This is a genomic window from Aridibaculum aurantiacum (assembly GCF_017355875.1).
Taxonomy (GTDB): Bacteria; Bacteroidota; Bacteroidia; order Chitinophagales; family Chitinophagaceae; genus Segetibacter; species Segetibacter aurantiacus.
In genome coordinates this window covers 92,662-107,176 of sequence record NZ_JAFEWC010000001.1, presented here as the reverse complement: position 1 = coordinate 107,176, position 14,515 = coordinate 92,662, and the positions used below count along the sequence as shown (strand labels likewise).

General features: G+C 45.9%; 8 protein-coding genes. 6 read left to right on the top strand and 2 right to left on the bottom strand.

Annotated elements, in window-relative coordinates; all coding sequences use genetic code 11:
- The first annotated feature begins 41 nt into the window (after window positions 1-41).
- Window positions 42-2,969, top strand: a complete 2,928-nt coding sequence (locus J4N22_RS00390) for a serine hydrolase domain-containing protein (protein ID WP_242692007.1) — start codon at window positions 42-44, stop codon at window positions 2,967-2,969.
- A gap of 206 nt (window positions 2,970-3,175) precedes the next feature.
- On the opposite strand, the gene J4N22_RS00385 is transcribed toward J4N22_RS00390, so the two are convergent.
- Window positions 3,176-4,861, bottom strand: coding sequence for an LIC_10190 family membrane protein (locus J4N22_RS00385; protein WP_207491532.1), 1,686 nt, complete (start codon window positions 4,859-4,861; stop codon window positions 3,176-3,178).
- 294 nt (window positions 4,862-5,155) lie between these two features.
- Between J4N22_RS00385 and J4N22_RS00380 the strand changes: the two genes are divergently transcribed.
- The 5 genes from J4N22_RS00380 to J4N22_RS00360 all read left to right on the top strand — a co-directional run bounded on the left by J4N22_RS00380 (window position 5,156) and on the right by J4N22_RS00360 (window position 13,032).
- Window positions 5,156-6,808, top strand: coding sequence for an amidase (locus J4N22_RS00380; RefSeq protein WP_207491530.1), 1,653 nt, complete (start codon window positions 5,156-5,158; stop codon window positions 6,806-6,808).
- Between the two features lie 1,952 nt (window positions 6,809-8,760).
- Entirely contained in the window at window positions 8,761-10,797 is a 2,037-nt protein-coding gene (gene uvrB, locus J4N22_RS00375; RefSeq protein WP_207491528.1) for an excinuclease ABC subunit UvrB, read from the top strand.
- A gap of 195 nt (window positions 10,798-10,992) precedes the next feature.
- Window positions 10,993-11,346: a DUF6970 domain-containing protein gene (locus tag J4N22_RS00370; protein ID WP_242692006.1), complete on the top strand. Its 354-nt coding sequence runs from the start codon at window positions 10,993-10,995 to the stop codon at window positions 11,344-11,346.
- A 404-nt stretch (window positions 11,347-11,750) separates the two neighbouring features.
- Window positions 11,751-12,467 (top strand): guanitoxin biosynthesis heme-dependent pre-guanitoxin N-hydroxylase GntA, encoded by a 717-nt coding sequence (gene gntA / locus J4N22_RS00365; RefSeq protein WP_207491526.1) that lies wholly within the window; start codon window positions 11,751-11,753, stop codon window positions 12,465-12,467.
- On the top strand, window positions 12,436-13,032 hold the full coding sequence (locus tag J4N22_RS00360) for a DUF1989 domain-containing protein (protein ID WP_207491524.1): 597 nt from the start codon (window positions 12,436-12,438) through the stop codon (window positions 13,030-13,032). Before gntA ends, J4N22_RS00360 begins: the two co-directional genes overlap by 32 nt.
- A 47-nt stretch (window positions 13,033-13,079) precedes the next feature.
- Here the strand turns inward: J4N22_RS00360 and J4N22_RS00355 are convergent, their stop codons facing one another.
- Window positions 13,080-14,513: a TolC family protein gene (locus tag J4N22_RS00355; RefSeq protein ID WP_207491522.1), complete on the bottom strand. Its 1,434-nt coding sequence runs from the start codon at window positions 14,511-14,513 to the stop codon at window positions 13,080-13,082.
- Between the last annotated feature and the right edge of the window lie 2 nt (window positions 14,514-14,515).

Genomic DNA, 14,515 nt, shown 5'->3' with positions numbered 1-14,515 from the left:
AAAATGGATTTACTTTACCTTGTACCGCATTATCTATGACTATGAAGAAAGTTTTGACCGGGTTTGTGTTTACTTTATTAGCCTTTGTTTCCTCCGCACAATACAAAAGTTCTTTAGCTGCCAACGAATGGGTTGACAGTGTTTTTCGATCACTTACCAAAGAGCAAAAGATCGCGCAGCTGATGATCATCAGGGCGCATAGCAACCTTGGTCCTAAACACATAGCAGAAGTTACTGATCTCATCAACAAGTATAATATTGGTGGTCTTTGCTTCTTCCAGGGCGGACCCATCCGGCAAGCTAATCTTACCAACTTCTACCAGTCTATTGCTAAAACGCCTCTTATGATAACCATTGATGGCGAATGGGGCGTAGGCATGCGCCTGGACAGTGTCATCAATCTGCCAAGGCAGCTAATGCTGGGTGCAGTAAACGATCCGCAGCTGGTGTATCAATATGGTCGTGTGGTAGGCGAACAGTGCAAGCGGCTGGGTATTCATGTAAATTTTGCACCTGTAGTAGATGTAAACAACAACCCAAAGAACCCGGTAATCAATGACCGCAGCTTCGGCGAAGACAAATACAAAGTAGCCAATTATGGCATTCAATATATGAAGGGAATGCAGGATGTGGGCGTAATGGCTTGCGCCAAACATTTCCCTGGTCATGGTGATGTAGAGGTGGATTCGCACTACGATCTGCCGGTAATAAATAAGACACGCGAACAACTGGATTCACTTGAGCTTTATCCTTTTCGCCAGATACTAAATGCTGGTGTAGGCAGCGTGATGGTGGCCCATTTGTACATTCCATCTATTGACAAAACAGCCAACCAGGCTACATCACTTAGCTACAAGAACATCACCGGTATTTTACGAAATGAGTTAGGCTATAAAGGAATTGTTTTTACCGATGCACTGGATATGAAAGGCATTACCAAGTTCTTTCCTGAAGGAGAGGCATCTGTGCGTTCGCTCCTGGCAGGAAATGATATGCTTTGTCTGCCCGGCGATGTACCAGGAAGCATTGAGAAGACATTGAAAGCCATCAAGAAAGGAAAACTTACTTGGACGGACCTGGATGCGCGTGTAAAAAAGGTACTGCTGGCAAAATATAATCTCGGCCTCAACCAACATAAGCATGTAGATACTACTAATATAGTGGCAGATCTCAATAAAGGGACCCTGGCACTTAACAGGAAGATTGCTTCAGCCGCTATCACTTCACTTAAGCAAGACAGCACCAACTCTCTTTTCCCGCTTAAGAATAAAAAAGTGGCTTACCTGGCTGTAGGTGTTGATCAAACCAATCATCTTGGACGCCAGCTAAAGGCTGAGCTGAAGGCGGATGTTTTCAATTTTACCTATAAGCGCGATGCGGGTAGCATCAACATGCTGACTACTTTACTTAAAGAGAAATACGATGTTGTGATCATTGGTATGCACAACTATAGCAGGCGTCCTGCTAATAATTATGGTCTTAGTGCACCTTGTGTAAACCTGGTGAAAACCGTGCAGGCGCAAATGCCTACTGTCACACTGGTGTTTGGAAATCCTTACGCTATGAAGGAAATTGCACCTGGCGCTGACAACCTTCTGGCTTGTTACGAAGATGACGAGATAACACAGCAAGCCGCATTTGATGTGCTCACCGGGAAGGTGATACCAAAGGGCACACTTCCCGTCACAGTGAGTGACCAACTTCAATACGGAACTGGAATGACCAGTCATTTTTTTTTTCCAGTAACCGCCCCTGAAGCAGTTGGGCTACAAAGTGCGTCGCTTTCTTATATTGATTCAATAGCCAATGACGCTATTGTTAAAAAAGCTACACCTGGCTGTGTAGTACTGGTGGCAAAAAATGGAAGTGTTGCTTTTCAAAAAGCTTATGGCTATACCACCTACGACAGCACAAGACCTGTTACCGTTAACATGGTGTATGATCTTGCTTCCATCACTAAAACGGCAGCTACTACGCTAGCTGTGATGAAGCTGTACGAACAAGGTTTACTGCAATTGCACGAAACAGTAGGTGAACATCTTACCTGGATGGCTGGTTCTGGTAAAGAAGGAATAAGCCTGCGCAATATGCTGCTGCACCAGGGTGGCCTTGCATCGTGGATACCTTTTTTCCGCGAAACACTGGATGCTTCAGGTACTCCACTGCCTACCATCTACCAGCCTGATCCTATTGAAGGTTATACTGTGAAAGTTGCTGACAATCTTTATATGCGTTCTGATTGGGTGGATACAATATATCAACGGATCATCACCAGCAGGGGCGGCAGGGAAAACAACTACGTTTATAGTGACCTTGATTTTATTTTACTGGGTAAAATAGTAGAAGCCGTTGCTGGTGTGCCACTTGATCAATATGTAACGGATATGTTCTACCGGCCATTGGGATTGTCTACACTTACTTTTAATCCACTTGATAAAATAGATACTACTCAAATAGCTCCTACAGAAAATGAACCGCACTTCAGGAAGCAATTGGTACATGGCTATGTTCACGATCCCGGGGCAGCCATGCTTGGCGGAGTAGCTGGCCATGCCGGATTATTTGGCAATGCGTATGAACTGGCGGTTTTGTACCAGATGCTATTGAATGGCGGCGAGATCAACGGCATCCGCTTCTTTGAACCTGAAACAGTTGAATTATTTACCAGCTACAATAGCGACATAAGCCGAAGAGGTTTGGGTTTTGACAAACCGGAAAAGAACAATGCTTCACGAAGCAAACCTTATCCTACGGCTAGTGCATCACATGCTACTTTTGGTCATACCGGCTTTACAGGCACCAGCGTATGGGCCGATCCAATAGAAAATCTTGTTTACGTTTTCCTCTCCAATAGGGTGATGCCCAACAGCGAGCCAAACAAACTTCAGCAAATGGATGTAAGAGGCAAGATCCATGAAGTGATATACCGCGCCATAGTGCCAATGATGGTACAAGTGGCGAGGGAATAGGGAGGCTTTAGACGATAGTTTTTAGGCCTTAGCAGATGCTTGATGATAGATGCTGGATGGATGCGGAGGTTGGATACTGGATGCTGCATGTTAAATTCTTGATGCTTAATCTAGAAGCTTAAAACAAGAAACCAGGAACAAGAAACCACACAAACAACAAACCACAAACCACAAACAAAGAACCAGGAACAAGAACCATAAACTGTTCACTTCTTCTCCGTTCTAAAACCTTCCTCTATGGTTTTGCCTCGCAATCTTACTTGTGTAGGGGAAAGGCCCGGAAAGTGGCGCGGGTAGCACGGCAGTGGCGCATTGATACAATTATGGTCCACATCATCCAGGTACAGCACAACACCATCGCCCAATATCAAAGTCTTAAATGTTGAAATATCATTGCGCCTGAAGTAGTCTTCCTGCTTTAGCGGCTTCACCACGTAAGAAGAAAAATCATAAGCCGACAGCATATAAACCGTTTTGCCTGTGTAGAACAAACAGATGCTCACAACCACAACAGCCATTAGCTTTTTATGAGACTTTGAGATCTGCTTATTATACAGGAAAGGCAGCAGGCTCACTGCTATCACACTGATCATGTAAGGAAAGCCAAACCGGTAATCAGGCGAATTGAACAACCAGAACATTAGCCCGCTAAAAACCATGAGGGCAACCAGTAAAGATGCTTGCTTCCGCTGCCTCGCCATGATTATTATTCCTGCAATACCAACTGCCACTGAAACAAATACTCCTGCAAGACTTACCAATGACCCAGGTGTATAATGTGCCATCACCCACTGCGGCATCCATTCCCAGAAAGGAAGTTTGTCCACCGCTTCCCAATCCTCGGAAATAAGCTTCGGGCCATTATTGATAAGCAGCTTATCAAAACGCAGCATTTCTTCCGGCACCTGCCAATCGGGCTGCAGAAACCCGGTGAAAGCAACCGGGTAGGCAAAGTAACCTGAGATAATAAAGTTGCGCATCAACCAGGGCACCACTACAGCAGCTACAGCAATGGCCAAACCAGAGATTTGCTTCGCATTCTTATACAAACCTTGTTTTACGAAAAGATAAACTGCAGGCAAAATAAGCGGTGCAGTATTCAGCTTGACTGTAAGCGAAAATGCAGCGGCAATGATCAGCAACACCGCTTCTTGTTTAGAAAGCTGCACCAGGCCTACTGCATATTCAGCCACCACGATAAAAACCCACACAACAATGATAGAAGCAATGGCATCGGGCGTGGGTGAATTCGTTCCCACCAGCAATGCCCTGAAGAGGTACAATGCAGCAACCAAGTAAACAAGCTGGTGCCAGCTACCGAATGCACGATTGCCCTTGCTGATCAGCCAGCCATAAAACATCGCTATAAAAACAAAATTCACTACATACAAAGATTGTCCTGCCCAAGCGGTAAAAGAGAAAGCAGCCGTAGGGGTAAAAAAAGAAGAATTGAATCCATACCTGCCGTGCAGGTTGACCAGCCCCGGGATGATCTTATATTTCTCTATCCACAACGCTGTATGGAAATGATAGCCCTGACTATCTACGTGCTGCGGCGGAAGAAGCAGGTTGCTAAACAATACAGCCGCAAAAGCTACCGAGAGAAGCAGGTACAACCGGTTCATGCTATGGGTTGCCTGCCGCCATTGATCAAAAACAGAAAATGCACTTTTATAAAAAAGAACCGACACCCCCACCAGCCCAAGGGCTACATATTGATCAACCGGAATAACAAATGACAACAGATTACAAACGGTAGTAACAGCAACAAAGCCGGCAACAAACTGCATGAACAAGCCCGGCGTGTACTGCAAAATGTTTTTGCAAACAACATTTCCAATAACTGAAACGACCAGCCAAAACAGTAAAGCAGAACCTAGCAGTAGTATCATGCGCTTGTAAACAGGTGAGCGGTAAAAATAAGGCAACGGCGCTGTAGGTCTATATTTAGGTGCAGGAGAAGAATGAGTAAAAGGTTTTATTTCCAACACATAGTGCCATAGAAACAGTAGCGCACAATGTGACAATGAATGCTTTAACCAGGTCCACTTAACACACCCTGTCCTCCCCATACTCAATTCACCACACCACCAGTTCATGCAAAGTCACTCCCTTTTTATAAGTTTAGCCAAACATTTTTAAAGAAACTGCACTAGCCGCTTTTACTATTGAAATAACTTACACGCATGAACAAGAAAATACTACAGCTGATCATTTGCTGCTCATTTATATTATCATCCTTTGCACAGGATACCATTTCTCGTGCTGACATAAATGCTGCCACACGACTGATAGGATTAGAATTGACACCTGCGGAAATAGATTCTTTATATCCCTCCGTTAAAGGTCATCGCGCAGATATGGAAAACATGCGCAAACAATCGCTGCCAAATCATGTTTCACCTGCCTTCGCGCATTCTGCCATACTGCCGGAAATGAATTTGAATAAAAAGCAACTGCCGGTGAAGTGGAATATACCTGCCAATGTATCGTTGCCAAAGAACCGTAACGAGCTGGCGTTTTACAACATCTTGCAACTGGCATCGCTGGTAAAAAACAAAAAGATCAGCTCTGTAGAACTGACCCGCTTTTACATCGACCGGCTAAAGAAATACAGCGACACACTAGAATGTGTGATCTCTTTTACCGAAGACCTAGCCATGCAGCAGGCAAGACAGGCCGATAAAGAAATAGCCGCAGGAAAGTACCGCGGACCACTGCACGGTATACCTTATGGTTTAAAAGATCTTTTTGCCGTAAAGGGCACCAAGACCACCTGGGGCGCTGAACCATATAAGGAACAGGTGATAGAAGAGGATGCTTATGCTTACACCCAGCTAAAAGAAGCAGGTGCTGTGCTGGTGGCGAAATTCACCCTTGGCGCACTGGCTATGGGTGATTATTGGTACGGTGGCCGCACACGCAATCCCTGGAACCTGGAGAGAGGCTCCAGCGGATCATCGGCAGGATCGGCGAGTGCTACAGCTGCTGGTCTTGTACCTTTTGCCATTGGTACGGAAACATGGGGTTCAATAATCACCCCTTCTACCCTTTGCGGCGCTACCGGCTTCAGGCCAACTTTCGGATCTATCAGCCGCAGTGGTGCAATGGCATTAAGTTGGAGTTTGGATAAGATCGGCCCCATCTGCAGGTCGGCAGAAGACGCAGCCATTGTTTTCTACTACATGAAAGGAACAGATGGTCTTGATGCCAGCGCGGTGGACATGCCTTTTAATTATGCCGGCAAAGCTGATGTAAAAAAACTGCGGATTGGATATGCCGCCAACTATTTCAGGAGAGTAGATACTGCGGCCAACGAATGGAAGGTGGTGCAGGCTTTTAGAAAAATGGGAGCCAACGTACAGCCGGTTAACTTTCCCGACAGCGGCGTGTATCACTTCAATATGATGAGCCTTATCATTAGTGCAGAAAGTGCTGCTGCGTTTGATGAATTTACACGATCAGCACTGGATGATATGATGACGCGCCAAACTCGTAATGACTGGCCAAACTTCTTCCGGGGCTCGAGGTTTGTTCCTGCGGTTGAATACATCAATGCAAACCGTCACCGTACGCTGCTTATGCAAACCATGCATAAGTTCTTCAGTAACTACGATGTCATCATTACACCCGGCTTTGGCAGCGGTAACCAATCAGCCATTACCAATCTTACCGGTCATCCAGCTATCTGTCTGCCTACAGGATTTAATAGGCAAAACATGCCGACCAGCATCACGCTTCTTGCTGGCACTCACCAGGATGCTACGCTACTTGCCGTAGCCAAAGCACTGCAGGACGCTACCGAGTGGGAAGAGACGCATCCGCCGATGTTTAGATAAGTCAAAATAAAAGTCAAAAATAAAAATTAGCAGCGCTGCCGGCCAAGTACGCATCAATTATACCAACAAGCGATTGAGAGTTTTAGCCGACTAAGGAACTTATCAAGGCCCCACTGCTTTTAATCACAGTAGTACCACTGCTACATCGCGGACCCGCCGCGCATGGCGGTAATCATGCGCGGCTGTCTTTTTTGGTTCTTTTTTGGACAAGCAAAAAAGAACATAGAATTGAAGTGGCTTGCTGTTCACTTAAGGCATTGGCTCCGAACTGCTATCCAATTGGTCAGGGGATCAACAAAAGCACAGCATAAAACAAGCAAGCAATTTTAAATACTGGCAGCAGTAAGTTGTGAATTTCTTTTGCTCAGGCCGCATGGCGCTCGTTATTGCGCCAGGACTCCACCCGCTTCTTTCAATCAAAGCTGCGCAATGATTGAATGTCTCACTGCGCTCGCCACCGAACCGGCTGATGTCCTTCTGCAATAACTGGTGGTAAAATCAGTACTAATGAGCTTGCTACCAGTCAAGGCATCAAGGCCCCGAAGCTCTTTATCACTTTGTACAAAAGTCCAATAGAAAGACTCCGGGAATGGGCTGTACATCATTCCCGGTCGCCTTTTTGGTTACTTTTTGGCGAAGCAAAAAGTAACATAACAAGTAATTAACTAAAAGAATGGATGATTGAGGGATGAACCATTTTCCTACATCTGTCACTTTCTTTGTCTTGAAACAAAGAAAGTTCAAGAAAGGAACGATTACACCCCGTTCCTTTCCCTGTTCCTTGATTAAGCAATTGTACTACTGTGACCTCAACATTTGTTTTTCATGCATAGTAGTTTTTGGAACTTCATTTTGAGAGTTGAAGAATTTGCAAACCAGTCAAGGCATCAGCGCCCCTCTGCTCTTCACCACTTTGTACAAAAGCCTAATCGCGGATCTCCGGGAATGGGCTGTACATCATTCCCGGTGCCCTTTTTTTGGTTACTTTTTTTGGGCACGCAAAAAAAGTGACATATAAGAGAATGATTAGAAATCAATCTAACCGTTGTTGCAATCAAAGCTGCGCAAGGATTGAATGTCTCGCTGCGCTCGCCACCGAACCGGCTGATGTCCTTCTGCAATAACTGGTGGTAAAATCAGTACTAATATGCTTGCAAAACTGTTAAGGCATCAAAGCTCCGCTGCTCTTCATTACAGTAGTACAAAAGCCCAATAGGAAGACTCCGGGAATGGGCTGTACATCATTCCCGGTCGCCTTTTTGGTCACTTTTTGGCGGAGCAAAAAGTGACATAAAGAAAGGAATTGCTATTGCTTCGGTTAATTCAGAAGTAAAAAATAATCACAGCTGATCTAGCATTAACCTGCAGTCGTTTGATATTGCAACACTAATTCAGAGTTTCTTTTGCTCGGGCCGCATGGCGCTCGTTATTGCGCCAGGACTCCACCCGCTTCTTTCAATCAAAGCTGCGCAATGATTGAATGTCTCGCTGCGCTCGCCACCGAACCGGCTGATGTCCTTCTGCAATAACTGGTGGAGAAATTGCTACTAATGCACTTGCAAACCAGTCAAGGCATCAAGGCCCCGCTGCTCTTCATCACTTTGTACAAAAGCTCAACAGTAAGACTCCGGGAATGGGCTGTACATCATTCCCGGTCGCCTTTTTGGTCACTTTTTGGCGAAGCAAAAAGTAACATAGAATTGAAACGGCCTGATAACTATTTTAAGGCATCAAAGCCCCGCTGTCCTTCACCACTTTGTACAAAAGCTCAATAGTAAGACTCCTGGAATGGGCCGAACATCATTCCCGGTCGCCTTTCCTGCCTACCGGCAGGCAGGTTGTTTACTTTTTGGCGAAGCAAAAAGTGACATAATAAAATATTCAGAGCCCGCTGCTCCAGCGTTTTCACATTTTCATCATCTCCACCACCTGCACATTGCGTAATTTGCAGTATGCCATTTTCTTTAGTCTCTCCTTACCAGCCTGCAGGCGATCAGCCTTCGGCCATTCAACAACTTACCGAAGGCATCCTGCAGGGCGAGCAGTACCAGACGCTTCTTGGGGTGACTGGTAGCGGTAAGACTTTTACCATAGCCAATGTTATCCAGAATGTTCAGCGGCCAACACTGGTGCTTACCCACAACAAAACACTGGTGGCGCAGCTGTATGGTGAGTTCAAGCAGTTTTTCCCAGAAAATGCTGTGGGATATTTTGTTAGCTACTACGATTACTACCAGCCGGAAGCATACATGCCGGTAAGTGATACTTATATTGAGAAAGACCTGAGCATCAACGAAGAGCTGGACAAGCTACGCCTGCAGGCAACCTCGCAGTTGCTAAGCGGCCGCCGCGATATTATTGTCGTTGCTTCAGTGAGCTGTATATATGGTATGGGAAACCCTACAGAATTCGCCAACGGTATTGTTCGAATCCAGCAGGGACAAACTATATCCAGGCAAGGTTTCCTGCACTCGCTGGTAAACAGTCTCTACAGCCGCAGCCAAGGAGAGTTTGGTCGCGGGTCTTTTAGAGTGAAAGGAGATACTGTTGACATCAACCTGCCTTACGTGGATTTTGGCTACCGCATCACCTTCTTTGGAGACGAGATAGAAGAGATAGAAACACTTGATCTGCCATCCGGTAAACGTTTAAGCAAACTAGATCATGCTGCTATTTTCCCTGCTAATCTTTACCTGGCGCCCAAGGACATGATGCACCAGGTGCTCTTCGAGATACAGGATGAGATGGCGGCGCAGGTGGAATATTTTAAAAACACCGGCAAGTTTATAGAAGCTCAGCGACTGAGCGAAAGGGTGAATTACGACATTGAAATGATCAGGGAATTGGGCTATTGCAACGGCGTAGAGAACTACTCCCGTTTCTTTGACAGGCGCAAACCCGGCACCCGCCCTTTCTGCCTGCTTGACTATTTCCCTGACGACTTTCTTTGTGTGATAGACGAGAGCCACCAGACCGTGCCGCAGATAGCTGGTATGTACGGTGGTGACCGCAGCCGTAAACTGGTGCTCGTTGATTATGGTTTTCGCCTGCCAAGTGCACTTGACAACCGCCCACTGAACTTCCACGAGTTTGAGAGCATGGTGAACCAGGTGGTATTCGTAAGTGCCACTCCCGGTGATTACGAGCTGGAGAAAACAGGTGGCGTAGTGGTAGAACAGGTGGTTCGTCCAACCGGGCTGTTGGATCCGCCGATAGAGATACGCCCTAGCGTGAACCAGATTGACGACCTGCTGGATGAAATTGACAAACGCGTTACCAAAGGTGACCGCGTGTTGGTAACCACGCTTACCAAGCGGATGGCGGAGGAAATGGATAAATACCTGGGACGCATCAACATAAAGAGCAAGTACATACACAGCGAAGTAGATACACTGGAGCGGGTGGAGATATTGCGCCAGCTACGACTGGGTGAGATAGATGTACTGGTGGGTGTGAACCTGCTGCGTGAAGGTTTGGACCTTCCGGAGGTGTCGCTGGTGGCGATACTGGATGCAGATAAAGAAGGTTTCCTGCGTAATGAAAAGAGCCTGACGCAGACAGCAGGACGTGCAGCCCGCAACGTGGATGGACTGGTGATCTTCTATGCCGATACCATCACTGAAAGTATGCAGCGCACAATTGATGAGACCACGCGGCGCCGCGAAAAACAGATCGCTTACAACCTGCAACATGGCATCACACCAATGACCATTAAGAAGTCGATAGAGCAGATCATGAAGCAGACCTCGGTACTGGACATAAAGGGTGAGCCAGTGAACCAATATGCTATAGACGACGACGGAACATTGATAACACGTGCCGCCGAAGCCGATAGTGAATACACAACTATCCCACAAATGGAAAAGCGAATCACACAGGTACGCAAGCAAATGGAAAAAGCCGCCAAAGACCTTGACTTCATGGAAGCTGCACGCCTCCGCGATGAAATGCTCAAGATGCAGAAAGAGCTGGAGGGAATGAAAGGCTGAGTCGGTTTTTAAGAACGCAGATTTTACTAGGTGAGGAACGCAGATTTTTATGATGGTGATGATTTTTTGATGAAAATTTTCAGTTGTTAGGAAGAACCCTGGTAAAATTTCATTAAGAAACAAAGATTCGCGTGCATCATAAAAATCTTAATAATCAGCGTTCAAAAACAATAATCAGCATTCTAATTAATAAAGATGAACAACCTCATATACATATTGCTCGCCTGCATCACGAGTTGCGCAACAGCGAAAACCGTAAAAGAACCTGCCATTGCCGCTATACCTCCGTGCCTGCAACAAAAGATCGACAGCATTAAAGCGCAACCACAGTGGAACCCACCAGCCACTGTTGAAGAATATACCTACCACGGCAAACGCGTATTCCTTCTCTCCGCCCCCTGCTGCGATTTCTTCAGTACAGTAGTCGATGAAGATTGCAACTACATCTGCGCCCCCTCTGGCGGCTTTACCGGCAAAGGCGACGGCAAGTGCCCGAACTTTGCTGCAGAAGCAGAATTTGTAAAGGTTGTTTGGAAGGATGAGAGGTGAACCAGTCGATAGGTTGATTAGTTGCAAGGTCAGGAACGCAGATGGCGCTGGTAGTTATGATAGTTTATGAGTACTTGGTGCTCCTTTCTTTTTGTATCCATTCATTCTTGATTTAGAACGCAGATGGTGCTGGTTCTTATGATTGTTCATGAATACTTTGTGCTTCTTCGTGCTCTTGGTGCCTTAGTGGTTCAAAAAAAACTTGAAGCCAGGTAGCACAGAATGTTAGATGTATTGCTACTCTGATATTGATCATCCTTTGATTACTTGCTTTCATTAGGGCCTCTACAGCCCCTAGTTGGTGAATATTTTCCAAACTGGTTATACAAGGAGAAGCAAAATAATTTTGATCGTTAAACATTGATCCCAATGATCAAAGGCATAGTCTTTTCCTCCTTATTCTCATGGAAAGGACAAAAGAAGCATTTGCAGAGGTTGAAGACAAACCATCCATTATTGCAGATTATAAGCATTACCTGGAAAATAAAGCATTCCCTTGTGTAGCGGCGAAGGCAGCCCTGGCACATCAGCAAATTCACTGTATGGTAGCCGGTCACATGGCATGCCCAAAAGATGATTTCGAGATCCTGCAATTCATTTATTCGTTCATTGATACTTACCGTAAGTCAGGTGAACTATATCACAGTGCAGCAATCATCTTTCAACAGCCCACTATATTATCTGAAGAAACATTTGACCAATTGCTTTGGGAAAGATTGCAATCTTTATCAGACCTTGATGCCAATAAATATGGCTATGACAAAAGAGTTGCTATGGATCCACAATCACCAGATTTCAGTTTTAGCTTAAAAGAGGAAGCGTTCTTTATTATAGGCTTGCACCCTGGTAGCAACAGGGTTGCCCGGCAATTCAAATACCCGACTTTGGTATTTAACCCGCACAAACAGTTTGAACAATTACGTGCAACGGATAAATATCAATACCTGCAAAAAGCAGTGCGTAAAAAAGATGTGGCCATATCAGGATCTGTTAATCCCATGCTGGATGATTATGGCGAATCATCTGAGGTTTACCAGTACAGTGGCAGGAAATATGATTCACAATGGCAATGTCCGCTAAAAATAAAACATGATCAATCTACAGGTAATACCGCCGCGTAGTGGCGCAGCATTCACAGTTCGCAAAGGGCAGCGGATAAAGATTGTAGATATAGAAGGCGAACAGGTTTCGGACTTTATCTGTTACAACCTGCATGATAAAGCAGAATATTTATCCAGTGGTCGCACCATCGACTATGCCGAGACCATCTACCTCACCAAAGGGAACTTGTTTTACTCCAACCGCAGCAATGTAATGTTTGAAATGGTTGAAGACACCGTGGGCAGGCACGACTTCTTACTTACCCCCTGCAGTGCCGAAATGTTTCGCATTACCTACGGCCATACAGAACCACATAAAGGATGCTTTGGCAACCTACGCGATGCACTAAAAGAATATGGAATTGAACCTGATCATATTCCTACCTGCTTCAATGTTTTCATGAATGTGCCGGTAGATGGAACAACAGGTAAGGTGTCGGTTCTTCCACCACTTAGCAAACCAGGTGACTACGTGATCCTGGAAACGAAGATGGATCTTATTGTAGGAATGACATCATGCTCAGCCGGCTTATCAAACAACTTTTCCTACAAGCCAATTGGATACGAAGTATTGGATGTTGGTTGATAAGACTAACCGCAGATGCAGCTCTAACAACTATTCAACCTTTCAACTTACAGCACCAGCTTGCCTTGGTAGTAGTCAAGGATCTTTGTCCTGAACAGGTAATCGTACTTCGCAAGAATAAGATTAATGCGCGCCTGGTCCACGTTGTTCTTTGCTACCAGGTATTCCACTTGTGTTATCACTCCTGCATTGAAACGAACCTCTGCCGTTCTAAATGATTCGGAAAAATCAGCTACCTGCCTTTCAACTGTGCGGAGGCGATTGCTGGACGCGCTTAACTGGTAGTGCCCCTGTGCCACCTGCTGGTTAAGTTGATTTATGGCAGCCTGCTGGTTTACTTCGGCTGTTCGTATGTCGATGTTGGCTAAAGCTATTCGGTTACGTGCACGGAAGCCATTAAGTATCGGGACGCGAATATTCAAGAAGAACGCTGTATTGAAGTTGTTGCTTAGCTGGTTCACATATGTGATCTTCTGCGTTTCGAAGTTGTTGCGCTGCGTGATCACCGGCACCTTGTTTCCATTCACCACCACAAAATTGTTTGATGGTACTTCTACAGTATTCAGAAACACATCGCGCTGTGCAGCGTTTGAGTAGTTTGTGTTTATACTTCCGAAGAGGGAAACGGTAGGATAGAATCCTCCACGCGCTACCGCCCTGGCTTTCTCAGCGCTTTGCTTGCGCATGTTGGCAGCTTTTACCAGTGGCAGTTGTTGCAGTGCCTGCTGGTAGATATCAGCTGCTGGTGATAAAGTAGAAGTTTGCGATGCATCTGCACTTAACCGTTCTACCTGCAGGTTGATGTCGTAAGGAACATTCATCAATTGGGCGAGTGTGAGGTTTGCTTCGTTCAGCGCGTTCTGGTTATTGATGATCGCCAGTTCATCGTTTGCCAGCTGCCCCTTCAGGTCATACAGCTGGTGAGGTGGCACGGCGCCTGCTTTATCTAATGTCTCCAGTCTTTCTACCTGCTTACGTGTTACCTCCAGTTGGTTGCGTGATTGCTGCAGCAGGTCCTCGTTGTTGAGCACCTGCAGGTAAGCGAGTATGACGTTGAGCATGATGTTGTCCTTTGTTTGCTGCGCTTCCAGTTTGTTCGCCTCGTACAGCAGGTTGTTCTGCCTGATAAGGTTCCTGTTTTGCGAGCCATTGTACAGCAGCACCTGCGAGCTCACGCTGTAGTTGCCAAACAGCAGCGACCGGTTGACGAATGCATTGGTGAACGGATCGATACTACGGCCTTGGTTGATGCCATGCCCGAGGTTCGCAAACAGGTCAGGAAAGGCGTTTTGCTTTGCTTGTCTCAGGTTCACTTGTGCAGCGTCGGCTGTAAGTGTTGCCTGCTGTACCTGCTGGTTATTGGCAAGTGCTGTTTCTACGCATTGTTTTAGCGTGAGCTTTCCTGGTGTTTGTGCCTGCACGAGTTGCAGCAAGCAGAGTGCCGTTAACAACGTCCACAACTTCATGATCTTTTTCTTCATGT

Bases quoted from the DNA above. Each gene is read 5' to 3' on its own strand.
- J4N22_RS00390 (WP_242692007.1), top strand. From the start codon at position 42: ATGAAGAAAGTTTTGACCGGGTTTGTGTTTACTTTATTAGCCTTTGTT.
- J4N22_RS00385 (WP_207491532.1), bottom strand. From the start codon at position 4,861: ATGATACTACTGCTAGGTTCTGCTTTACTGTTTTGGCTGGTCGTTTCA.
- J4N22_RS00380 (WP_207491530.1), top strand. From the start codon at position 5,156: ATGAACAAGAAAATACTACAGCTGATCATTTGCTGCTCATTTATATTA.
- uvrB (WP_207491528.1), top strand. From the start codon at position 8,761: ATGCCATTTTCTTTAGTCTCTCCTTACCAGCCTGCAGGCGATCAGCCT.
- J4N22_RS00370 (WP_242692006.1), top strand. From the start codon at position 10,993: ATGAACAACCTCATATACATATTGCTCGCCTGCATCACGAGTTGCGCA.
- gntA (WP_207491526.1), top strand. From the start codon at position 11,751: ATGGAAAGGACAAAAGAAGCATTTGCAGAGGTTGAAGACAAACCATCC.
- J4N22_RS00360 (WP_207491524.1), top strand. From the start codon at position 12,436: ATGATCAATCTACAGGTAATACCGCCGCGTAGTGGCGCAGCATTCACA.
- J4N22_RS00355 (WP_207491522.1), bottom strand. From the start codon at position 14,513: ATGAAGAAAAAGATCATGAAGTTGTGGACGTTGTTAACGGCACTCTGC.